At 45.1% G+C, this 21,716-nt stretch carries 18 protein-coding genes; 10 read left to right on the plus strand and 8 right to left on the minus strand.

Annotated elements, in window-relative coordinates:
- A complete protein-coding gene (locus HNP76_RS01095) occupies nt 1-4,785 on the minus strand; it encodes a DUF8696 domain-containing protein (RefSeq protein ID WP_184656593.1) in 4,785 nt (1,594 codons plus the stop codon).
- Between the two features lie 215 nt (nt 4,786-5,000).
- Here HNP76_RS01095 and HNP76_RS01100 point away from each other — a divergent pair, with 215 nt between their 5' ends.
- On the plus strand, nt 5,001-5,498 hold the full coding sequence (locus HNP76_RS01100; protein ID WP_260309015.1) for a hypothetical protein: 498 nt from the start codon (nt 5,001-5,003) through the stop codon (nt 5,496-5,498).
- A 41-nt stretch (nt 5,499-5,539) separates the two neighbouring features.
- Here the strand turns inward: HNP76_RS01100 and prfA are convergent, their stop codons facing one another.
- The gene (gene prfA, locus HNP76_RS01105; RefSeq protein WP_184656595.1) at nt 5,540-6,616 is read right to left on the minus strand and encodes a peptide chain release factor 1; all 1,077 of its coding nucleotides are present in this window, start codon (nt 6,614-6,616) and stop codon (nt 5,540-5,542) included.
- A 399-nt stretch (nt 6,617-7,015) separates the two neighbouring features.
- Between prfA and HNP76_RS01110 the strand changes: the two genes are divergently transcribed.
- From HNP76_RS01110 to HNP76_RS01130, 5 genes are all read left to right on the plus strand, one after another.
- A complete protein-coding gene (locus HNP76_RS01110; protein ID WP_184656597.1) occupies nt 7,016-7,675 on the plus strand; it encodes a TetR/AcrR family transcriptional regulator in 660 nt (219 codons plus the stop codon).
- Between the two features lie 41 nt (nt 7,676-7,716).
- Nucleotides 7,717-8,427, plus strand: coding sequence for a 16S rRNA (cytidine(1402)-2'-O)-methyltransferase (gene rsmI, locus HNP76_RS01115; RefSeq protein WP_184656599.1), 711 nt, complete (start codon nt 7,717-7,719; stop codon nt 8,425-8,427).
- Between the two features lie 21 nt (nt 8,428-8,448).
- Nucleotides 8,449-8,736, plus strand: coding sequence for a flagellar biosynthesis anti-sigma factor FlgM (locus HNP76_RS01120; protein WP_184656601.1), 288 nt, complete (start codon nt 8,449-8,451; stop codon nt 8,734-8,736).
- A 106-nt stretch (nt 8,737-8,842) separates the two neighbouring features.
- Complete coding sequence (locus HNP76_RS01125; protein ID WP_184656603.1) at nt 8,843-9,991, plus strand: iron-containing alcohol dehydrogenase; 1,149 nt, start codon at nt 8,843-8,845, stop codon at nt 9,989-9,991.
- A 9-nt stretch (nt 9,992-10,000) separates the two neighbouring features.
- Nucleotides 10,001-10,855: a TrmH family RNA methyltransferase gene (locus HNP76_RS01130; RefSeq protein ID WP_184656605.1), complete on the plus strand. Its 855-nt coding sequence runs from the start codon at nt 10,001-10,003 to the stop codon at nt 10,853-10,855.
- A gap of 58 nt (nt 10,856-10,913) precedes the next feature.
- On the opposite strand, the gene HNP76_RS01135 is transcribed toward HNP76_RS01130, so the two are convergent.
- Complete coding sequence (locus HNP76_RS01135) at nt 10,914-12,416, minus strand: HDOD domain-containing protein (protein WP_184656607.1); 1,503 nt, start codon at nt 12,414-12,416, stop codon at nt 10,914-10,916.
- Between the two features lie 90 nt (nt 12,417-12,506).
- On the opposite strand from HNP76_RS01135, the gene HNP76_RS01140 reads away from it, so the two are divergent.
- The 4 genes from HNP76_RS01140 to HNP76_RS01155 are packed head-to-tail and all read left to right on the plus strand — an operon-like array spanning nt 12,507 to nt 15,299.
- Nucleotides 12,507-13,607: a hypothetical protein gene (locus HNP76_RS01140; protein WP_184656609.1), complete on the plus strand. Its 1,101-nt coding sequence runs from the start codon at nt 12,507-12,509 to the stop codon at nt 13,605-13,607.
- A gap of 10 nt (nt 13,608-13,617) precedes the next feature.
- Nucleotides 13,618-14,385 (plus strand): Nif3-like dinuclear metal center hexameric protein, encoded by a 768-nt coding sequence (locus HNP76_RS01145; RefSeq protein WP_184656612.1) that lies wholly within the window; start codon nt 13,618-13,620, stop codon nt 14,383-14,385.
- Between the two features lie 15 nt (nt 14,386-14,400).
- Nucleotides 14,401-14,985, plus strand: a complete 585-nt coding sequence (gene lspA / locus HNP76_RS01150) for a signal peptidase II (RefSeq protein WP_184656614.1) — start codon at nt 14,401-14,403, stop codon at nt 14,983-14,985.
- Nucleotides 14,985-15,299: a hypothetical protein gene (locus HNP76_RS01155; RefSeq protein ID WP_184656616.1), complete on the plus strand. Its 315-nt coding sequence runs from the start codon at nt 14,985-14,987 to the stop codon at nt 15,297-15,299. The genes lspA and HNP76_RS01155 overlap by 1 nt, the downstream gene beginning before the upstream one ends.
- Nucleotides 15,300-15,444: 145 nt before the next feature.
- Here HNP76_RS01155 and pta read toward each other — a convergent pair whose 3' ends face one another.
- The 5 genes from pta to HNP76_RS01180 all read right to left on the minus strand — a co-directional run bounded on the left by pta (nt 15,445) and on the right by HNP76_RS01180 (nt 21,701).
- Nucleotides 15,445-16,470, minus strand: a complete 1,026-nt coding sequence (pta, locus tag HNP76_RS01160; protein ID WP_184656618.1) for a phosphate acetyltransferase — start codon at nt 16,468-16,470, stop codon at nt 15,445-15,447.
- A gap of 103 nt (nt 16,471-16,573) precedes the next feature.
- Nucleotides 16,574-18,232 (minus strand): DUF8511 domain-containing protein, encoded by a 1,659-nt coding sequence (locus HNP76_RS01165; protein ID WP_184656620.1) that lies wholly within the window; start codon nt 18,230-18,232, stop codon nt 16,574-16,576.
- A 180-nt stretch (nt 18,233-18,412) separates the two neighbouring features.
- Nucleotides 18,413-19,495 carry a biotin--[acetyl-CoA-carboxylase] ligase gene (locus tag HNP76_RS01170; RefSeq protein ID WP_184656622.1) on the minus strand — a complete coding sequence of 361 codons (1,083 nt, stop codon included), beginning with the start codon at nt 19,493-19,495 and terminating at the stop codon, nt 18,413-18,415.
- Entirely contained in the window at nt 19,495-20,169 is a 675-nt protein-coding gene (locus tag HNP76_RS01175; protein ID WP_184656624.1) for a P-II family nitrogen regulator, read from the minus strand. The genes HNP76_RS01170 and HNP76_RS01175 overlap by 1 nt, the downstream gene beginning before the upstream one ends.
- The gene (locus HNP76_RS01180; RefSeq protein ID WP_184656626.1) at nt 20,166-21,701 is read right to left on the minus strand and encodes a DUF1538 domain-containing protein; all 1,536 of its coding nucleotides are present in this window, start codon (nt 21,699-21,701) and stop codon (nt 20,166-20,168) included. The genes HNP76_RS01175 and HNP76_RS01180 overlap by 4 nt, the downstream gene beginning before the upstream one ends.
- Nucleotides 21,702-21,716: the final 15 nt, after the last annotated feature.

A 21,716-nucleotide genomic window follows, 5' to 3' on the forward strand; every position in this document is an offset into this window, starting at 1 on the left:
TTATTTAATTTTAAGTGAATAAACGGTAGACAAAACTTTTACCAGCTGTCCATTAACACTGACCGTTGCCGTGCACAAAATCTGATATGTGTCGCTTGCAAGCACACCTGCCGGAATAACAAGGGCGTTTTCTGACATTCGGATGTTTTTGTCGCTGTAGATTGAGGCAGAGTACTTCATGTCGTCAATCATGTAATCAAATGTGTAAGCTCCTTCAAACAAAGGTTCATTTTTGATAATTGGACTGATTGTAATGTTGCCTTGACTGTCCGTTTTCTTAGAGAGTACGAGTTTTGTGTTCTCAATGCCGTCGATTATGCCAGAGCCAGAAGTTTTCGTTCCGATATACTCCTGTGTGACGGTTCTGCAGAGTGCTTCACTTTCCTTTATGTAGCCGACTGTGTTTGGAGTGCCGACTGCTGCATAACGGAAGTAAAGCTTAAGGCCGTCGTATGCAGGAACTTCCTCATCGCTGATTTGCTTCCAGTTGCCCTGATAGAACCTCGAATATTCCATGTCATAATTAAGCTGAGCGAATTTTATGTTGCCTGCAGAAATTTTATCGATAGCATTGTCAAAGTTTGGAATATTATCTTCTTTGATTACATTCTGAACTGTAACAAAGACAGTCATTTCTGCATCTTCATACCCAGTTTTTGAAAGTACAAATACACATTTAGAAGAGCAGTTGAGGACTTCATCGTATTTTGGCGTGATGATAAAATCAGAAAGAGCTAGCGTTGTTCCGTTAATATCGACGATTTCGCCTTTAAGTTTTGACAAATCAACTTTTTCACCCTTCATGACAATTCCGTCATAAGTAAGCGTTGACTTAGAAGTGTTTACATACTTCACAATTTTTGCAGTCGACTCAGAGAAAAGAGGTGGCATAGCACTGTAAGTTCCGTCTGCCACCATCCATTCCTGAACGACTTTTACACGGAAGAATTTTCCATAGCAGGAATTAGCATCTGGAGCAGCAACAAAATTGTAATTACTAGTAAGCAGTAAGTCTTTTGTTGTTGCACCTTCAATGTTACGCCAGTTGTCAGACCCGTCTAGTGACCACTGCCACTGATAGGTGATTTTTCCACCTGCGTTTTCTATATCAGAATCTGGAGCAGTTTCCTCCTCAAAGCAAAGTGCAGTCAGATATTCATCATAGCGGTTGATTCCGACTGAGCCTACCATAACCTGATATTTGAAAGTGATATCGATTTCTTCCGAAACAGTCAGTGATGCGAGTAACTCAGAATCTTCAACATGTTTTGGTGTGATTGTGTACCGATAAACGGCACTGAGTCCGTCGTTGAAATCTGATTCACTATCCGGTGAATTTGCAAGTTCTTCTTTAACAAGAGCTTTGAAGTCTTCAAGTGTAAGGTTAGCCCCCTGTGCCCTGAGACTTGCCTCAATCGTAATATCTTCCGCATCATAATTGAAGACTTTAATTTCTGGCAATTCAAATATGTCGATTGCGTTCGTAAACAGCAATAATTGTCTCTCACAGTTGATGTTGTATTTTACATTTGCGAAATACCAGACATTTTCTTCTTTTGAATTGTATCCGTCGGCTGTCAAAGTAACTTTATACTGCTTTCCGGCAAGAACATTGACCGGGAATGCCTGCGCAAGATTCCAAGCGATTACGCCGTTTTCTACCTGAGCTTCTACGGAATAATTATTGCTGCTGCAAGTTGCTTTGATGACAATTCCGTTTTCGAGACTTGTCTTCGCCGAAAGAGTAAGGTTTGACAAATCAAAATTTACATCCGTAAGAATGATGTTCTTAAGTTTTGTTCCGATATTTGCCTTGCTGACGGTAAGACTGAGAGCTTCGCTTTCCTTTATGTAGCCGGCTGTGTTTGGAGTGCCGTTTGCTGGATAGCGGAAATATAAGACAAGCCCTTCCTGTGCAGGAATCTCACCGCTTTCAAATGGTTTCCAGTTGCCATTGTTGTAAAGCGAGTATTCCAAAGCAGAATCAACTTTATCAAATTTTATGAACCTTGCAGAAATTTCATCTGTTTGAGTTGAGAGTTTTGGAAGATTATTTTCTGCGATTTTATTCTGAACCGTAACGAAAACATTTACTTCGCTTTTTTCATAACCTTCTTTCGAAAGCTTAAAGGCACATTCACCAGAAGAATTAAGCCCAGCTTTATTCTTCAATTCAATAGTAAAGTCAGATGGCTGTAATTCATTTCCCGAAATATCAAATATGGTTCCGCTGATTTTTGATGAATCCGGGGTTTCACCTTTAAGAACAACCCCGTCGTAAACAAGGGTTGTAAATGATGTGTTTACATAGTTAGAAATTTTTGCCGTTGGTGCAGAGTAGATTGGATCCAAAACTTTTGAACCAGAACTTACATCGGTCCAAGTCTGAACGACTTTTACACGGTAATATTTTCCAAATGAAGAAGAAGTAAGCTGGAATGTTTTTGCTGTCGCACCTGAAATATCAGACCAGCCGTCCTCGCTGTTAGTTGAAGACTGCCACTGATAGCTAAGTTTTCCACCTGCGGTTTCGATTTCAGAATCTGGAACAGATTTTTCTTCAAAACAAAGAGCTTCCAAAGTGTCATCGTACCAAGCAACACCGACAGAATTAACACGCTTCTGATATTTGAATGTAATGGAGATTTCTTTTTCAATAGTCAACTTTGACTTTAAGTCGCGGTCGTTGACATTTTTCGGGCTGATTGAGTATCGGTAAATTGCACTGAGTCCTTCGCTGAAATCAGACTCTTGATCCGGTCGCTCACCCAATTCCTCTTCTACCAGTTCTTTAAATTCTTCAAGACCGAGATTTGCCCCTTGCGCCCTGAACGAACTATCAATCGTAACATCTTCCGCATCATAATTAGTGACTTTGATTTCTGGCAATTCAAATGTTTCGATTGAGTCCGTGAAAATCACAATTTCGTCATCACAGTTAATTTTGTAGTTTATGGTTGTGTAATACCAGATATTTTCTTCTTTTGAACTGTATCCGTCGGCTGTCAAAGTAACTTTATACTGCTTTCCGGCAAGAACATTTGCTGGGAATGCCTGAGTAAGATTCCAAGAGATTGTACCGTTTTCTACATGAGCCTCTTCGAAATGATTATTGCTGCTGCAAGTTGCTTTGATGACGGTTCCTTTTTCGAGACTTGTCTTAGCCGAGAGAGTCAACTTCGTCAAATCAAAATTTACATCCGTGAGTACGATTGCCTTAGGTTTCTTTCCAATATTATCCTTGCTGACTGTAAGGCTGAGGACTTCACTTTCTTTTATGTAGCCGGCTGTATTTGGAGTGCCCTTTACCGGATAACGGAAATAGAAGACGAGCCCTTCCTGTGCAGAAATTTCGCCGCTATCAATTGCCTTCCAGTTGCCACTGTTATAAAGCGAGTACTCCAAGCCAGAATCAATTCCATCAAATTTTATAAATCCTGCTGAAATTTCATCTGTTTGAGTTGAGAGTTTCGGAAGATTACTTTCTGAAATTACATTCTGAACCGTAACAAAAACACCCACTTCGCTGTTCTCATAGCCAGCTTTAGAAAGTATAAAAATACATTCACCAGAGGAATTAAGTCCGTCTTTATTTTTTACTTCAATAGTAAAATCAGATGGCTTAAATTCTTTTCCCAAAATATCAATTATGGTTCCGCTGAGTTTTGATGAATCCGGGCTCTCTCCTTTAAGAACGACTCCGTCATAAGCAAGCGATGTAAATGATGTGTTTACGAAGTTCGAAATTTTTGCCGTTGGTGCAGAATAGACTGGTGCCAATGTCTGTGCCCCAGAACTTACATCGTTCCAGGCCTGAACTACTTTTACACGTAAGTATTTTCCAAATGTATCCTGAGTTATGTTATAGGATTTTGATGTCGCACCTGAAATGTCGCTCCAACCTTCCTCGATGTTAGCAGAATTTACTGTTCCTGTAGTTGAAGACTGCCACTGATAGCTGAGTTTTCCACCAGCGGTTTCACCACCTTCTTCAAGGGGAGTTTCTTCCGCAAAACAAAGCGCTTCCAAACTGTTATCATAGATCTCGGCTTTAACAGACTTAACCTGGACTTGGTATTTGAATGTTATGACAATTTCTTTTCTAATGGATAACTTTGACTTTATAGCTGAATCTGTTACATTTTTGGGAGTGATTGTGCAATAGCAAGAAGCCGAAAGTGCATTGTTGAACTCAGTTTCATCTTCAGGGGGATTCTGAAGTTCCTGCTTAACCAAAGCTTTGAACTGCTCAAGGTCTAAAGTTGACCCCTTCGCTTTAAGGGTTGCATTTATCTCAACGTCAGCTTCGTCATAATTATTAACTTTTATTACAGGCAATACAAAAGAATCAATCGTATCCGTAAAAACCACTATTTCGTCATTGCAGTTGATTTTGTAGCTTATGTCTGTGAAATACCAGACGCTTTCATCTTTGAATTTACATTTCGGTGCTGAAAAACTGACTTTATATTCTTTTCCGGCTCGAACACTGGCTGTAAATGCCTGCGCAAGATCCCATGAAATTACACCTTCATCTACCTGAGCTTCTTTTGAAAAACCGTTGCAGGCAGCTGTAACAACTGTTCCGTTTGCAAGGGGAACTTTCGCTGTAAGCGTCAGTTTCGACAAATCAAAATTGACATCCGAAAGAGCGACATCGAACTTTTCTTCTGATTTGTTGTCGCTTGAATCATCACTTCCGCTATCCGAACATGAAAAGAATGGAATTACAGCAAAGAATAGAATAGAATAGAATAGAATAGAATAGAATGAACGTTTTTTCATAGACTTCCTCATATAAAATAAAGATATACTTATTCTATAATGGAAATTTCTAAATATCAACTTATTTTAAGGTCTATTTTTGATAATTTTAATATTTTATTAATTTTCCCCGAATTTCCCCATCTGCCCGTTTACAAAAGTCTTTATATTTAACTACAATTCTGCTGAATGTCCTATTTGTTTATGCCGTTTCAAAATTACACCTCATCGTCTTTTTGGACACGATTTTCACGGTTGCAATCACTTTTTATTCAGGTCTTCTTCCAGGCCTCATTGTTGCCGCAGTTTACAATCCGATTATGACCTTAATTTACTGCGCTGAAAACGGAACCCAGGTCTTTTATTACGATTTCCTCTATTTAATATGCGGGATGCTGATTGTTCTTATCACATGGGTATTCAGCCGCAACAAAAAGGAATTTCACTCCAGCAGCCTGATAACGATTCTTTATCTGCTGGCCATTTCCATCGCCTCGGCATTCGTGAGCTGCATTTCAGCCAGCATCCTCGACACCTTTATCCGCCCGCTTTTCGGAAAACCGTCACCTTTCGGTCCCATCGAAGATTTTTCATATGTCTTCCAGCACTTCAATTTCGGGAATTTTCTTTCATTCCTTCTTCCGCGAATCCCCATCACCGTGCTAGACCGCCTGATCTGCACCTTTGCCGGATATGGGATTTACTGGCTGTTTTCAAAAGTAAGCCGGAGATAAAAAAAGCGGGAAAAATCCCGCCTATTCTGCTCAATTAAAATTTATGCGTCCAGAGCCTTGAACTCTTCTTCCTTGGCATAAACGTTGAGGGCGTCGAGCATTTCGTCCATGTTGCCCATCATGAAGCCCGGAAGGTTGTGGAGGGAAAGGTTGATTCGGTGGTCAGTTACGCGGTCCTGCGGATAGTTGTAGGTGCGGATTTTTTCTGAGCGGTCACCGTTTCCGACCATGCTCTTTCGTGCAGAAGAACGTTCTGCATCAAGCTTAGACTGCTCAAAGTCAAAGAGTCGGGCACGCAAAACTTCCCATGCCTTTTCCTTGTTCTTAATCTGAGATTTCTGATCCTGCTGGATAACGACAATACCAGTCGGAATGTGTGTGAGTCGTACGGCTGAGTCTGTTGTGTTGACACACTGGCCGCCAGGACCGCCGGCACGCATTACGTCTACGCGGACATCGCCCGGATTGATTTTAATGTCTGCTTCCTCAGCTTCAGGCAAAACTGCGACCGTAACTGTAGAAGTCTGCAAGCGTCCCTGAGATTCTGTAGCAGGAACACGCTGAACACGGTGAACGCCAGATTCCCAGCGCAGAGTTCCGTAAACGAATTTTCCTGTAATCTGAGTGACAATTTTGTTGAAACCGCCGACTTCTGTTTCCTGAGCCTCGACGTTCTCGTACTTCCAGCCCTTGCGCTCACAAAGATGAATGTACATTTCCCACATGTCGCGGACGAAGAGTGAAGCCTCGTCACCACCCGCAGCCGAACGGATTTCAAGAATAATGTTCTTTTCGTCGAGAGGATCCGGCGGAATGAGCTTGAGCTTAATGTCTTCCTCAAGCTGTGGCACCTTTTCTTCGAGTTCTTTGAGCTCTTCGCGGGCCATTTCCTTCATTTCGGCATCATCTTCTGCCGTAATCATCATTTTTGCGTCTTCAATGCCCTGCAGACACTTTCGGTACTCGTTGCCAACTTCAAGGACAGCCGTCAAATGACCATGTTCACGCATAACGTCCTTGTATTTCTTCTGGTCCTTTACCAAGTTCGGGTCCTGAACCAACTCGCTGACTTCAACAAAACGAGCGTCCAATTCTTTGAGTTTCTTCAATAAATCCATAGTCGTATATTATATCAAAATCCAAGAATATTGAAAATATGGGCGCAGTCAACGGGCTACCGCTGTTCCGTGGCTCGGTGCCCTCGGTGCTGCCGCACTGCCGGCTAAAGCCGTCACCACTCCATAGCGGGCGCTGGATTATTTACAAATAAAAAAAGAGGGACGAATCCCTCTCGAAAAACAGTATCTCCGATGCCGCCTATAAATCAGCAAAGAAAAACATAAACTCTCCCCGATTTTCCCTCCGATTCATAAACTCTCTGCAATGATATTAGCATAGGAAAAAGTTAAAAAACCACTCCCCAAATGGGTAGTTTTTTAAAATAATTTTTTCAAGTTGACAATTTTCAATATCAAGAATAAACTAATGTTTGTTAGTTATTTAAAATGGGTGGGAAAATGGCTAAATCAGAAAAAGTTACTCGCGAGAAGATTATCCTCGCATTCTTGGATTCCTGCTTTGCAAAAAATGCAGGCGGAACTTCACTTTCAGACGTTGCGGAAAGGCTTGGCATCAAAAAAGCCTCTCTCTACAATCACTACGAAAGCCGTGATGCAATGGTCGAGGACTGCATCCGCTGGTGCGGCGACTACTACCGCAAAACTTACTTCATTCCAACGGATATTGAATCAATCTCTCAGCGTTACCCGGCCGAAAACGTAATGAAGGCCATCGTAAACCGCTGGTTCAAGATGAACGAAAAAGAGCCTCTCGTACAGATTTATTCCTTCATCGAGAGCGAAAAGTACATCTCAACCGCTGCGGCAAAAATCGCCCAGGAAACACGCGAAAAACTCGTAAATCAGTCAAAAACTGCACTCCGCTGTCTTGCAAAAGCCGGTAAAATCATCGATTTGGAAGAAAACGACCTCGAATCACTCTCGAAAATGTTCGCAGCCCTCACGATTTCAAATCTTGATGACTATCTCACCAAAAAGAAGATTGAAATCCGCTCAAATCCGGAAAGCGGCGAAGGCTCACTCTTCGAAAACAACAGCGAATCTGATTACAGCGAAATCAACGGCCTTATCACAACATTCTGCTCGATGCTTCGCTAGTTTTTTTTGACTTTTTAAGGAACTTGGTATAATATAAGAAGATGTCTACCTTATACATCGTTGGAACACCGATTGGTAATCTCGGTGACATTACATTTCGGGCTGTTGAAACATTCAAATCAGTTGATGTAGTTGCGGCAGAGGACACTCGCCACACTCTTCAGCTTTTGAATCACCTCGAAATCAAAAAACCGCTCGTTTCCTGCCGTTCCCAGAACGAGGAATTTGCGAGCCAGAAGATTATCAAAATGCTCGACGAAGGGCAGACAGTAGCCTATGCCAGTGATGCGGGCACTCCGGGCATTTCAGATCCTGGAGCTATCTTAGCAGGATTGGCGCGTAAGGCTGGTCACACTGTAGTTCCAATTCCGGGAGCAAGTGCATTTGCTTCTTTGGTCAGCGTTGCAGGAGCTGGCGGCAAAACTCTGGTTTTTGAAGGTTTTCTTTCACCCAAACCTGGCCGCCGTCGTTCAAGGCTTCGCGAGCTCATGGAAATGGAGGCTGCAATTGTTTTGTACGAATCTCCGTTCAGAATCACTAAACTTCTGGCGGATATTGCCGATATTGATAGTGAACGGCGTGTAGTCGTAGGCCGCGAGCTTACCAAGCTGCACGAAGAGATAGTAGAGGGGACTGCTCAAACACTGCTCGAGGATTTTACGTCAAGGAGTAAAATTCAGGGCGAATTTGCAGTATTTATCTCAAAATCTTCAAAAAATTCTAAAGAATTTGATGAGGATGCCGATATTTAAAGAGTAAAAGGCAGGTTAGCTATGATGATTGGAAGAATTGACAATGTAAATCCTCTTAACAATGTTCAGAATGTTCGTCGCACACAGGCTAAAGATAATACATATTCTACAGCAGATTCAGTAAGCGTATCTGATGAGGCAAAGGCAGCAGCAGAAGCTTACTACCTCAATCAGGTTGCGGCAGACACTCCGGATATTCGTCAGGATCTCGTTGCCGCCATCAAAGAAAAGATTAAGGATCCAAACTACTTGAATCAGGCTGTTATCGCATCAACAGCAGACAGAATTCTTGCAAGCTATGGACTTTAATTGCCGGCAACGGTGTCGCTTACAGAAGACGGATTTTTTCCGTCTTTTTTTTTAGTTACTTGTCATTATCGGGGGAGCCCGGTAATCTATTCATAAGGATTTCAAAATGGCTGATTTTTCATTTAAGGTTTCACCAAACATTCTTTTAGGCTCTTACACAGCAAGCAGAATCGGTTCTTCGGTTCTTTCTTATGGAACAAAATTCATGGTCATCGTTGACCCGATTTTACGCGAAAACGGAGCTGCCGAAAAAATCACAAAAGCTCTCGACGACAAAAAAATCGATTATTTCATTTTTGACGAGCTTTCAAAGGGCGGAGACTCAGAAATTCTTGAACGCTGCCTCAAGCTGGCCCGCGAAGCCCACGTTCACGGCATAATCGCAATCGGCGGCGGCAAACCAATCAGCGTTGCCCGCGGAACCTGTGCCCTTTACAATGAAATTCACGACCTCTACGACTTTTTGGACGGGGCAACTCCAAAAACATCGCCTCTACCCTTGATTTGTATTCCAACTACAATCCGTGACGCCTTTATCTTTACGGATTCAATTCCACTTGTTGATGCCAGAAGCTCAACCCTCAAGCTGCTGAAGGCCCAGTCAGGAATCGCAAAACTTGTTCTCTTTGACCCCACTTTAACGGCTACCCTCACAGAAAATCAGCTTGATTCAATGTCACTCGAAACACTCTGTATCGCAACCGAAAGCTATCTTTCTCAGCGCGAGAATTTCTTCAGCGACATGATTGCCGAAAAATCAATCGAGCTTTTCGCCTTTGCCCTCGACGGCTCACAAACGCTTACAGTCACCACTCCAAAGGAAGAACTTCTTTCTCAGGCAGGCTGCATGGCAAGCCTTTCTGCCGCAACTTCTTCAATCGGAATCGCGACACTCCTTGCAATGTGCATCAACGCCCGCTATAAGATTTCACGTTCCCTGGTCACAACAATCCTCTTCCCTTACATGGTCGAAGAATGTGCAAAATTCAAGGCAGACAGAATCGCCTATCTCGCTAAAAAAATGAATATTGCCCAGCCGGAACAGACTGACGAAGAAGCAGCCCACGCTTTCGCAGAAAATATCCGCCAGAGAATCGCCAAGGCAAACCTTCCTGCCCGCCTCAAGGATTTGTCGATTTCGCTTGAACAGCTAGCCCTCGCCGCAGAAGACGCAGGCCAGCTGGACATCGTGAACAATCTTCCACGAAGCATGAACAGCGATGACCTCTTCGGACTGATTAAAACGGCGTTCTAAGCAGACACTATGATTGAACCGCATAAACTCAACCAGCTGCAGCCGGGACAAAAACGGCGGAAATTGGCGCTTACTTTTGGTGCCCTGGAGCGTGATGTTGACGGTATTCCCGAAAAAGGCAACGAATACAATTTTAAAAGCATTCCGCGCCCAGAATACATCAAAAAACTCATTTCCATCGTGATTCAGGACCAGGAACTCCCCGAAGCCAGCAAAAAACAGCTCGAAGAAGTTCTGAAAACTGAGCCTTTCAATGAAAAGCGGGCCTGCAATCTTGCACGCAACAATCTTCTCGCAATTATCGGAACTTTCCCTGCCGAGTGGGATTTGATTATCGCGCCGCATGCTTCCCCGCTTGACGAAAACGGAGTCGTAAAGCAGCGTGATTTTTACCCGGATGTTTATGTTTACGCAGAAGATATCCGATCTCCCTTCAACTGCGGCTCAATTTTCCGCACGGCTGAAGCAATGGGAGCCGAAAAAGTCCTGATTTCGCCCATGTGCATTGATCCCAACCACCCAAAAGCATTGCGAAGCGGTATGGGCTGCATCGAGACAATCGGTTTTGAACGAAAAAGCGTAGAAGAACTCGAAGAATTTGCCCGTGAACGTGATTTGCCGATTTTCGTACTTGAAACGGGCGGAACTTCAATCGAAGAATTTAAATTTCCTCAGAAAGGAATCTGCATCATCGGCTCCGAAGAGCTTGGCGTCAGTCCGCAGGCATTAAGCAAGGCGACTTACGGCCGGGTTACAATCCCAATGAAAGGCCTTAAAGCCTCGCTGAACGTGGGCGTTGCTTATGGGATTTTGATGCAGAAATGGGTGGAAAGCATTGAAGCAGGCGTTGCGGACGGCGTTTGAGTCCGCAGAGATGGGTGCGGCGCAATGAAATGCGGCGCAGGGAAGAGGCATCTTCCCTCTAATCTTCTTTAAAAGCTGCGGCCAGTTTGTCTGAAATTTTCCGCAGCTGATTTTCACTTCCGATTCCGAAGAGCTTTAAGACATCCAAATCAAACTGATAGTAATCGACCTCGTTGGTCTGGTAATGAGCAAGCATATCCGCTAGATAAACCAGTGAAGAGAGCTTTTTGCTTGACGGCGGCGCCATGTCCGGCTCGTGGTGGTGGCGGATTACTGAAATAATTATGTCCGGGAAATTCCATTTTTCGGCAATCAGGGCACCGATTTCACTGTGGTTTACGCCTGCAAGAAGTTTTTCGAAAATATCCTGGGAAATATTGCGCTGACGACAAATGTCGCGGATGTTATCAATGAAGCCCGGGTGAGCAGTTGCAAAAACAAGCTTGCCCATGTCATGAAGCAGACCGCAGATGTAAGAATCATCGATAATGTCACGCTCGGAAGCACAGAAATTGTGGGCCAGATTGTAAGAATAGAAGGCAACCCGATAGGCGTGCATGAAAAGCGTTTTTTGAGAGTCGCCGCCCAAGCCCTGAAGATGATTGACCGAGCCGACTGAAAGAATCATGTTTTTGATTCCGCGGATTCCAACAAGCTTTACGGCGTCGGCAATGCTGCGGCAAGGGGAAGCAAGCGCAAAAGTGACAGAGTTGACAAGACGGAGCAAGTCCGTTGTGAGGGAAACGTCGCTTGAAATGGCCATTGCGATTTCGCTCATCTTGGTGTTTGAGTCGTTGATGAGGCGGTTGACCCTCATGATGCTTTCCGGGAACTGAGGAATTTCATCGATAATCTTGATGAATTCGTGGGAAGCGGAATTGAGCTTGCGCTGAGTTTTTTCGTTGATTGGCAGGATGATTCGCGTGATTGTCTCGCCGTTTTCACAGAGAATCTGGAAATTTTCTTCGGTGAGGCCGATTTTTTCGAGCATGAGAATCATGATGATGATGCCAAGGCCTGCACCCTCTGACAAATCAACGACCTGAGTCATTGCCTGGTCTACGGAAGTATATTGCTGGGCCCGGCTGAGCTTGTCATGCATTCGCTTGTATTCGCGGAAAGTAAGGACAGAATTGTTGCGGACTTCGATTTTGATGCGGTTGTTGCGGGTTTGCAGGATAAGCTTAACGTAAAGGCCGGTAAGTTTTTGCATTGCAAGGTAATGCCGGATGTTTCCGAGGGTTTCGTCCTTGAAGGTCTTCATGCCGATTTCGTAGTCGGAGTCGTCAAACAAGTCAAGATTCTTTTCTTTGAAGTAAATGCGCTTTGTGTTGGCCTTTTTGGCATTGGTAACCAGCTCGTTGAGGCAGTACTTGAGGTATGTGCCCATGTGTTCCTGGCCAAGTTCATTCAAGAATGCAGCGAGAACCTGTTCCATATACTCTGACATTTCACGAGGCAGGGTATAGGTTGTAATAGACAGCGGAATTCCTGCACGGATTGCCATCTTTATTTTTGAGTTATCTAGACTGACTTTTTGATTCTTCTGCTCATGCTGCATACTTTTAAGATTATATCACACTTTTTCAATTTTGGGAAACATAATTAAATACAATTGAAAAAATCCTTGTAATTCATCAGAATATAAGACATGTTTGATTGTTTTCTTGCGCAAATACTTGTCTTAATCATGCTGTTTTTATGCAGTGTCCGCGTTTTATTCATCAAAAATTCCCGGGTTGATTCATTCGCCGCTTTTGCTCCCCTTTCCCTGCTTGTTTCAGTATGCATTTTCTTCTGCTTTGGATTTTCACTTTTGAACCTGGCCCTTTTCGCTCTTTCATGTTTGGTCTTTACGACAAATTTCCGTGCCGTGCTCAGGCTTTCCGCAAAACTTCTCGTTGATACTTACAACGCCGTTTTCATTATTTTTTCCCTTCTCAACCTGCTTTTAGTTATTGCCCTTGCCGTCATCGTTGTCCTCGTGCGCCCGGTCAAATACTCTGCCAGTGACTTCAACGCAATTAAAGAAGAACATACCCTCACCGGAAACCTCTCAACCCTCCAGGTCCGGGAAAGTTTTTTTACAGGCGAACGCTTTTCGGGCACACTTTTTATTTACGAGCCGGTCATAACTGATGAAATCACCCGCTCCCTTTATTCTGAAAATCCAGTCCTGATTTTTGCCTCTGGCCTTCGAGCAAGCGTCCAGAATTACGAGCCATATTTCATGCTTCTCGCCCAGAAAGGCTACACGGTCATGGCCGCAGATTTATACGTTCCGGAGTTAAAATTCCTATCAAAATATTCAGAGGGCAAGGTCGGCCAGTATCTAGTTGAGTCAAAATTCCTTCGCAGATTCATGGCATTAAAGGAAGAAAGAAGCAATCCAGAGCGCTTCAAGCAGATTCTTTCCGAAGAACAGAAGGCTGCCAGCAAAAAGTATTCAGCCCTCACCCACCTGGCCCTTGAGATTTTCGGGGACGACTGCAAAGTCTTCTATATAGTAGACGGAGTTGATTTTGATTCAATTTATTCCGTTATCGATGAATTCAACACGGAGCCATTCTCAAACGCAAAGGGCTTTTTCTCAATGAACCGGGTCGACGAATACACAAGCAGCGGTTACGGCTTCATCGAACAGACGGACGTGCTTCTTGCCCGCGGCATGGGAATCGAAAGGGAAAACAAATTCTTTATTCCAAGATATGTCGCAAACAAAACGATAAAATCAATCACAGAAAGCAAATAAGGGGGCTTTTATGACACTGACGGAACTCAACCGCTATTTCAATTCTTTCCTTCACAAAGAAGACTACGATTCTGACATTTCCCTCAACGGCATTCAGATTTCGAATTCGGCCCCAAATGAAAAAGAAATTACAAAGGTGGCTTTTGCCGTAGATGCATGCCAGGCCACGGCATTAAAGGCGGCTGAGGCCGGAGCCCAGGTTCTTTTCGTACATCACGGCCTTTTCTGGGGACACTGCGAGACCATTACAGGCAATCACTACAAGAGGGTTGCGGCTTTCATCAAAAATGACCTGGCTCTGATTGCATATCACATTCCCCTTGATGCAAATGAATTCGTGGGCAACAACTTTGGAATCGCAAAGAGAATCGGTCTTGAAAAAGTCCGTCCTTTCGGCAAATGGCGGGGAATGACTCTGGGCGCAATCGGCGAACTGCCCCAGGAAGTCAAAATCGACGAGCTGGCAAAAAAACTCTTTCCAAACGGCGAAAAGCCTTCAAAAATTTTCCCATTCGGCAAAGAAATAATTAAAAAAGTTGCCGTAATTTCTGGCGGTGCGGGCGAAGATTTTGATCAGGCGGCCAGAATCGGTGCAGATGCCTACATTACAGGCGAAGTTTCTCACGAAGATTATCACGGAATCGAAGAATCAGGAATAAACGTAATTGCGGGCGGCCACTACAACACTGAAACGGTGGGAGTTCAGCTCGTTCAGAAGCGGCTGGAGGAAGACAAGGGCTTACAGACTGTTTTTATCGACATTCCTACCGGTTTGTAGTATAATAATAAATCTATGTCAGACGCTACAATCGAAGTTGCATTTAAACCAAAATATTTTACATCTAAAAAACTTATTCCGCTGATTCTTGTGCTTGTCGTTATACTTCTTGATCAGCTCACAAAACTCATTGTCACGGACACAATCCCGCTCTATGGAATGGGAGCATCTTTTTTCGGCGGATTTTTGCGAATCGTTCACATCAACAATCCCGGAATTGCTTTCAGCATCGGGCAGGGCTGGTCTATTGCAGTCCGAAGCATTCTTTTCAGAATTATCCCCCTCATTGTTATCATCGTAGTGCTCGGAGTTTACATGCGTAACGATGATTTTTCCAGACTACAGAGATGGGCAATAGCCGGAATCGCTGGCGGCGGCTTTGGAAACCTTATCGACCGCTTCTTCCGCTCAGAGGGCGTAGTTGACTTCATCGACGTAAAATGGTTCGGTATCGAAAAATCTCCTTTCAAATTCTTGAGATGGGAGCGCTGGCCAACCTTCAACGTTGCAGATGCGGCTGTCGTAGTCTGCGGAATTTTACTCGTACTTTCATTCTTGGTTGCAATGAAAAAAGCTAAAAACAGCGGGAGTGATGAATAATGACGACTAAAGAACGTACTTTTCTCTTTAATATCTGCGTAATTCTCTACAATATTTTGCTGGGCCTGATTATCGAAGGCATTTTCTTCTTCCTCTTCCTGCTCTTTATCGCCAAAACCAACAATCAGAACATGGGCGAAAGCATCTACATTCAGATCGCCCTCCCGGTAATGATGCTCGTAGGCCTAATCATGGCAATCATGCTTTCAACAAAAACAGTAGGCTGGTTCATCAGGAAATTCCACTTGGAAGACAAGTTAGATAAAAAAGTCATCGACCACTACAAAAAAGACGATGCAGGCACAATAAACTAAACATAGTCGATAGACATAAAAAAAGACGGCCGGAGTAGTCGGAGTTCTGGCACGACCTCGCCTGAGCTTTGCTCACTGCGAGGTTCGGGACAGGTTTCCGACGGGAGGCCGTCTTTTTTTTGCTTCAGCAAATATTTCTAGTTTATTATGCCTGGAGCGCTGTTACAGCAACAGTGTCGACGATTTCGTCTACGTTGCAGCCGCGTGAAAGGTCATTGAGAGGCTTTGCGAAGCCCTGGCATACAGGACCGATTGCCTTCCATCCGCCCATGCGTGCAGCGATTTTGTAACCGATGTTTCCTGCGTTGATGTTTGGGAAGATGAATGTGTTTGCGTGACCTGCAACTGAGCTGCCTGGAGCCTTGAGCTCGCCAACTTCTGGAGCGATTGCAGCGTCGAACTGGAATTCACCGTCAAGAGCAAGCTCCGGAGCCTTTTCATGAGCGATGATTGTAGCGCGTGAAACTTTGCCTACTGTGTCGCCGTCTTTTGGATCTGCACCAGAACCCTTTGTTGAGAATGAAAGCATTGCAACTTTTGGCTCGATACCAGCGATTACTTTTGCAGTGTTTGCAGAAGCAATTGCGATGTCAGCGAGCTGCTCTTCTGTCGGGTTGATGTTGATAGCACAGTCACCGAAAACTGCGATTCCGTTTGGAAGGTATTTGTTGCTGTTCTCTGGAGCTACCATGATGAAGCATGAAGAAACTGTGCTGCAGCCAGGAGCTGTCTTGATAACCTGAAGTCCCGGGCGGAGAGTGTTTGCTGTTGAGTGGCAGGCACCTGAAACGAATCCGTCAGCGTCTCCAGCCTTGAGGATAAGGGCGCCGTACATTGTGTAGTCTTTGAGGGCTGCGGCTTTTGCAGCGGCAACGTCAGCGTATTCCGGGAGACCAGTTTTTTTGTTGAGTTTGCCTTCGCGAGCCTTGTAGAGGATTTCTGCATATTTGTCAGCGTTTGAATCAATTGTTGGGTCAACGATGTTAACGCCAGTCATGTCAAAACCGAATTTCTCGATTTCAGCCTTGTTTCCGAGGAGGGTGATTTTTGCAATGCCCTCTTTTACGATGCGTGAAGCAGCTTCTACAACGCGCTTGTCTTCACCTTCACAAAGAACGATTGTTTTGCCGGCAGCTTTTGCCTTGGCACGGAGTTCTTTTACAAAATCCATTTTTAGCCTCGATTATATATAAAAATTTATTGACCTTTTTATTTTAGTCTTTTTGCAAAGAGAATCAATAAAAAATTCCTACATTTTTTTGCATTTTCTGTGATTAATATCCGTCGCTCATTGCACGGTTAAGATCACGCTGGTAAAGCTCGGCGTAGACCGGACTTCGCATCTTGAGGTCGTCCTTCTTTGCCTGGTTGAACGGAACGAAACGCCAGAATACAGCACGAAGTTCCTTGTCCATTCGCTGAATACCGTCGAGCTCCTTTGTCATCCAGAGAACGTAGTCGGCGATGAAGTAAGATTTGAGGTCGCCCTTGAGCTTCTGTCGCTCAATCCACTGGTAATACTGACCTGTTAGGCCTTCTTCCATCCAGTAGTAGCTGGCCTTTTCCTTTGCAACCTGCCAGCGCAAGTCTGCTACAGCCATGAGGATGGCGATTTTGAGGTCGCGCGGGTACATAGGGATTACGATACGGCCACGGCTTGTTACGCGGTTGTAGCGGTCGAAAGGCTCCCAGCAGAATCCGAAGTCGCCGTAAGTCGGCAGACAGAGGACATATGGAACGATGCGGTTCTTTGCATTTTTGTGGATTCGGACGAAGCACTCAGGGTCATTGTCCTCGACCCATTTGAGGATGTTGAGTACATTTTCGCGGAAACCTGTGAGACGAGGAACACAATGATAGAATTCGCGTGTGAAAACAGGGAACTGGTTACCCTGGCGGCCACAAGTCATCTTTGCCATCTGGCGGACAGTCTGAAATTCAATCATCAAATCGCCGGAATTTACTTCGATTGCCTCAGGCTGGTCGGTCATCTTGCTTTCGAGGGAAGAACCGATTGCCTTAGCCTCTTCAAATTCCTTCATGTAGCCGACCAGTTCCTTATCGACCTTCTGCAAGGCACGGAGTTTTTCCTGGATTTCTCCAAAGAGGCGCTTCTGACCGTCGGTATAGCCCTGCTTGTGGGGCTCAAGACCGAGAACCGGGCTGTGCTCGCACAAGGAATCGATTCGGTTACGAAGTTCGTTTTCGAGCATCTGGCGCTCTGTTTCTTTTGAATTGAGCAGGCTTTCGGCGTTCTGCAATTTGCCGTCATTTTTGTTTTTGAGCTGTTGAATTCGCTGGGCCTCTGCACCCGGATCATTTTTGCGCGGAGTGCGGGCTTCGTCGGTTGCAGAAAGGCTGAGACGGCCGGTTGCAATTTCCTTGAACCATTCGTCCATGTAATAAACAGGCTCGCCTGTGTTGTTGTTCAGAATTACGGTTGAGAAAAGCTGCTTTTGCTCAGGTGTAAAAAGTGACGGCAGGACAACGCCGAAACGCAGGAGCATCTGCTTTGGTTTTTCCAGGTTGCGGTCCGCAGTTTTGGGACACATTACGCGGATAAGTTCCCACCATGAAGTAACAATCTGCTGACGATAGACGGTGCGGTCTTTAGGGTCCTGACAAGTGAGGTATTTCGAGAGGATTTTGTGGACTCGCTGAGCCTGGTCTCCCTCGCCGCCAAGAGCGGTTTTATAGTAAGCCTTGTCATCAAAAATGTGATTTGACTCTTCCTCGTAAAATTTTGTGATTTCCTTAAAGCCGGTTAGAGACAAATCGACTTTGTGAGCAGAATCAGCAGGTTCATTTGCCCTTTTATCTGCAGGTGAATCAGAAATATCCTTAAAAGAAGGCAAGTCATCGCTAGGTCCGGCGTCAGCCTGAGTTTCTGCAAGCAAAGCCGCAATCGTTGGGTCCAAATCTTGATCTGTCATCTGTCGATCCTCGAAAAAAAATATAAAAATTCATTTAAATTATAACACAGGGTCTAAAATTTTTCATTAATTTTTTTTATTTTAGCGCAATCACCTTGCTGCAGGCTTTCCGTGCTTCGCTAACGCTCATATCCTCCGGCTACTTCGGCACTCCAATCCTGGCGCAGGATTTCTTCCGGCTCAAACGAAATCGTAGCTGTGCAGGCTGACTTCTCCGCTGGAAAGTTTTTGGATTTGGCCAGCTTCGGTCTCGACGACCAGCCTCATTTCTTCATCAATATCTTTTACAATTGCCCGGTAACTTTGTCCGCTTGTTCCGGCAACAGGATTAACAGTAACGCTTTTTCCGTTCAAAAGTGAGGCGTTTCGATATTCAAAAATCATCTCGCTAATTTTTGATTCGTCCTCGTTTTCAAAGGCCCCGTAAAATTCAATCAGATTGCTCACGACTTCGGCAATCAGGGCATTTTTTGAAAGAAGGGGCATTTTTTCGCCTTTCAGCGATTTTGCTTCCTCGATGCTGCCCGCGATTTTTGTGATTTCGCCCGAAAGCTCCGGATTTTTGCGGATATTGATTCCGATTCCGACGACAGCCGCATCAATAGAGCCAGTCTCAAAATTTGCGATTCCCTCGACCAGAATTCCGCAGATTTTTTTGCCGGCCAGAAAGAGGTCATTCACCCATTTTATTGAAGAATCTTCGCCGTAAAGTTTTTTTACCGCGCGGGCCACAGAAACAGCAGCCGCAGCCGTATAAAGGGCAGGATTTTTTACGCCGCCACGCGGAGAGTACAAAAGGGAAAAATAAACGCCGCAGTCCCTGGGTGAGACAAAAGTGCGCCCCAGCCTTCCCTTTCCGCCGGTCTGTCTTTCTGCCGCAAAAAGCGAAAGATGGGCGGCTTTTCCTTTTTCAGTGAGCTTTCCAGCCGCATCACGGAAAGAACCGACTTCAACAGCCCGCCTTTTAGCCTCGGAGTTGGTCGAGTCTATTTCGTCAAAAGCGAGCGTTTTAACTTCTGCGCCACAAGATTCTTTAATCAGTGAAGAAATTTTTGAAGAATCAAGCTTGTCGGGAGCAGAAAGAATTCTGTAGCCACGGTTTGTGACAGCCTCGATTTTGTAGCCGTCATCCTCAAGGGACTTAATCGCCTTCCAGATGGCCGTGCGTGAAACCGAGCAGGAAGAAGCAAGTTCCTCGCCGGAAAGAAATTCGCCGACACCGAGAGAATTTAGAGCTTGAAGGACGCTGTTTTTTGTGGACATTATTTTTTCTTTCCTAAAAGACTGAAATCGCTGACCGGAGATGAGAAGGCTATTCCCATGCCCGGTTCTTTCAGGCATTTGAGCTCGCCGATTGCCTTCAGGACGGACTGTTTTTTATAGTGCTCGACTACAATTACCAGCATGTCCTTTTCGGGAACGATGTGGACGCCGAAGAATTTTTCATCATCCTCGCGGGCAGTTCCACGAGCGTTGATTACAGTGCCGCCGGTCGCCCCCGCTTTTCGTGCCGCAAACATAACGTCGTCGGCATACCCCTTGTTCACGATAACGGTAATCATGTCCCGCGGAATTTCATTCAAATTCTTATTTTCTTCGCTCATATCATTCCCTCCGTCAAGGTTTCCGGCGATTGTGCCGGCTTTCATCAGATTGTCAACATCAAGCGTAAAAATCTCTCCAAACCCGGATTTTTCATTTTCTGCTGCCTGAAGAACTGCATTTAATATCGCTGATTTTTTTTCGGATTCAACGACCATGAAAATCAAATCTTTCGTAGTTTCGCCAGTTCCCAGAATCGCATTCAAGTTTGACTTTGCAAGGCCCCGCCCCATCATGACGGAACCGCCGCCAGAGCCAGCCTGAACTGCTGCTTTTGTAAGTTTTTCGCCTTTATCGTGAGGAACTATGCTTATTATCAGTGAAAATTTGCTCATTCTTCACCTCCAGCCCTTATTTTTGCTTTTTCTGCACGCTTTGACTTTACTTTGAAAAGGATTCCCAAAATCTGAATGGCAATCAGCGGAGTCATGGCAACCAGAGCAATCACGCCGAAAGCATCAACTGCTGGATTCCCGCCGCTTGCCTGAGAAGCTCCCAGTGTGAAAGAAAGGATAAAAGTGCTTGTCATTGGCCCCGAAGCAACTCCGCCAGAGTCAAAGGCAATTGCCGTGAACAATTTTGGGGAAATAAAAGACAGAATGAGTGCCAGTGCGTAACCCGGAATCAGGATGTACCAGAGGGAAAATCCGAAAAGGACGCGGCACATTGAGATTCCGATTGAAATTGCAACGCCAGCGCTCAAAGCCCCCAGCATTACGCGACGCTTGATTGTGCCACCGGAAATCGATTCAACCTGATCCGTCAAAACCCAGACAGCAGGCTCAGCACAAACGACAATAGCACCAAAAACGACTCCGACAGCGACTAAAAGTGTAGTCCAGAAAGGCCCCTGCAAGCTTGCCCCGCCAAGAACCTGGCCCAAAGCCTCACCGGCCGGCATAAAACCGCCGTGAGCACCGCAGAGAAAGAGAAGAAGGCCCACAAAACTGAAGACAAAGCCTCGGACCATTCGGACGACCTGCATGGGAGGCATTTTAAGAAGGAAAATCTGAAAAATTATAGCCATTGCCGCCAGTGGAGCCAGGGCAGCCGAAACTTCCTTGAAAATCGAAGGAAGAAGATTCAAAAAGACGAAAATTCCATGGCCTGAAAGACCGTGACCGCCAGCAGCTTCAGAAGCAGAAGCCACAGCAGGTTCAGTATGAAGGATGATTCCGTAAACGATGACCGCAAGAACAGGCCCGATTGAAGCAATTCCCGTGAGGCCGAAAGAATCCTCGGCAGATGAAGCGATTTTGCCGTTTTTGCCGGTCTTTGAACGAACCGCAGCAACACCAACGCCCAGAGCCATGATGAAAGGAACTGTCATCGGTCCTGTGGTAGCTCCGCCCGAATCAAAGGCAACGCCCTGAAAAGTTGCAGGCGTACAAAAGGCAAGGGCAAAGACACCAATGTAGGAAATTGTCAGCAGAATATTCAGAGGAATCGAAAGGACAGTGCGCAAAATTCCCAGGGCAACGAAAAGTCCTACGCCCACGGCAATCATGAAAATCAGTCCCCATTTGCTGACTCCCGGCGCAATTCCCCGAACCTGGTCGGCAAGAACCTGAACATCAGGCTCGGCAACAGTGACGATAAAGCCGATCAAGAAAGCAGCCGCCAGCAAAAGCCTGAGATTTCGTTTGGCAGTAAGGGCCGCACCGCTCCGCTCGCCAATCGGCAGGATTCCGATGTCAACGCCCAGCAAAAAGAGAGTAAGTCCAAAAATAACAAGAATTCCGCCCAGCACAAAACGTGTCATCGTGCCAAAATGCAGGGGGGCAATCGTAAGCCCCAGAAGAAGCACGACAAGCATCACCGGAAGGACGGAAAAAGCAGTTTCCTTAAATTTCGCGAAGATGTTCATTTATTATGATGACCA

The organism is Treponema ruminis (genome assembly GCF_014201975.1).
GTDB lineage: Bacteria > Spirochaetota > Spirochaetia > Treponematales > Treponemataceae > Treponema_D > Treponema_D ruminis.

Excerpts from the sequence above, each read along its gene's own strand:
- HNP76_RS01095 (WP_184656593.1), bottom strand. The coding sequence starts at position 4,785 with ATGAAAAAACGTTCATTCTATTCTATTCTATTCTATTCTATTCTATTC.
- prfA (WP_184656595.1), bottom strand. The coding sequence starts at position 6,616 with ATGGATTTATTGAAGAAACTCAAAGAATTGGACGCTCGTTTTGTTGAA.
- HNP76_RS01110 (WP_184656597.1), top strand. The coding sequence starts at position 7,016 with ATGGCTAAATCAGAAAAAGTTACTCGCGAGAAGATTATCCTCGCATTC.
- rsmI (WP_184656599.1), top strand. The coding sequence starts at position 7,717 with ATGTCTACCTTATACATCGTTGGAACACCGATTGGTAATCTCGGTGAC.
- HNP76_RS01120 (WP_184656601.1), top strand. The coding sequence starts at position 8,449 with ATGATGATTGGAAGAATTGACAATGTAAATCCTCTTAACAATGTTCAG.
- HNP76_RS01125 (WP_184656603.1), top strand. The coding sequence starts at position 8,843 with ATGGCTGATTTTTCATTTAAGGTTTCACCAAACATTCTTTTAGGCTCT.
- HNP76_RS01130 (WP_184656605.1), top strand. The coding sequence starts at position 10,001 with ATGATTGAACCGCATAAACTCAACCAGCTGCAGCCGGGACAAAAACGG.
- HNP76_RS01135 (WP_184656607.1), bottom strand. The coding sequence starts at position 12,416 with ATGCAGCATGAGCAGAAGAATCAAAAAGTCAGTCTAGATAACTCAAAA.
- HNP76_RS01140 (WP_184656609.1), top strand. The coding sequence starts at position 12,507 with ATGTTTGATTGTTTTCTTGCGCAAATACTTGTCTTAATCATGCTGTTT.
- HNP76_RS01145 (WP_184656612.1), top strand. The coding sequence starts at position 13,618 with ATGACACTGACGGAACTCAACCGCTATTTCAATTCTTTCCTTCACAAA.
- lspA (WP_184656614.1), top strand. The coding sequence starts at position 14,401 with ATGTCAGACGCTACAATCGAAGTTGCATTTAAACCAAAATATTTTACA.
- HNP76_RS01155 (WP_184656616.1), top strand. The coding sequence starts at position 14,985 with ATGACGACTAAAGAACGTACTTTTCTCTTTAATATCTGCGTAATTCTC.
- pta (WP_184656618.1), bottom strand. The coding sequence starts at position 16,470 with ATGGATTTTGTAAAAGAACTCCGTGCCAAGGCAAAAGCTGCCGGCAAA.
- HNP76_RS01165 (WP_184656620.1), bottom strand. The coding sequence starts at position 18,232 with ATGACAGATCAAGATTTGGACCCAACGATTGCGGCTTTGCTTGCAGAA.
- HNP76_RS01170 (WP_184656622.1), bottom strand. The coding sequence starts at position 19,495 with ATGTCCACAAAAAACAGCGTCCTTCAAGCTCTAAATTCTCTCGGTGTC.
- HNP76_RS01175 (WP_184656624.1), bottom strand. The coding sequence starts at position 20,169 with ATGAGCAAATTTTCACTGATAATAAGCATAGTTCCTCACGATAAAGGC.
- HNP76_RS01180 (WP_184656626.1), bottom strand. The coding sequence starts at position 21,701 with ATGAACATCTTCGCGAAATTTAAGGAAACTGCTTTTTCCGTCCTTCCG.